Here is a 389-nt window from a genome sequence, read left to right on the forward strand (position 1 = left end):
AGGTGGAAGCGATGGCGCTGCCGCCCTGCCACTGCCTGTTCCAGTTCTATGTTTCGGAAGGGCGGCTTTCCTGCCAACTCTACCAGCGTTCCGCCGATATCTTCCTTGGCGTGCCGTTCAACATCGCGTCCTATGCCCTGCTGACCTTGATGGTGGCGCAGGTGACAGGGCTGAAACCCGGCGATTTCGTCCACACACTTGGCGATGCGCACCTCTACTCGAACCATTTCGAGCAAGCACGCGAACAGCTGCGGCGCACGCCGAGGACGCTGCCGACGATGTGGATCAATCCGGAGGTGAAGGACCTCTTCGCCTTCCGTTTCGAGGATTTCCGGCTGGAAAACTACGTCGCCGACGCGTCGATCAAGGCGCCGATCGCGGTCTAAGGC

General features: G+C 60.7%; 1 protein-coding gene. It reads left to right on the plus strand.

All coding sequences use genetic code 11. The features are described from left to right. Nucleotides 1–386 (plus strand): thymidylate synthase (gene thyA, locus EN969_RS35145; protein ID WP_127419995.1); only part of this gene is annotated, 386 nt, incomplete at its 5' end. Between the last annotated feature and the right edge of the window lie 3 nt (nt 387–389).

Origin of the sequence: Mesorhizobium sp. M7A.F.Ca.CA.003.01.2.1 (assembly GCF_003998945.1) — a bacterium.
Classification (GTDB): domain Bacteria; phylum Pseudomonadota; class Alphaproteobacteria; order Rhizobiales; family Rhizobiaceae; genus Mesorhizobium; species Mesorhizobium ciceri.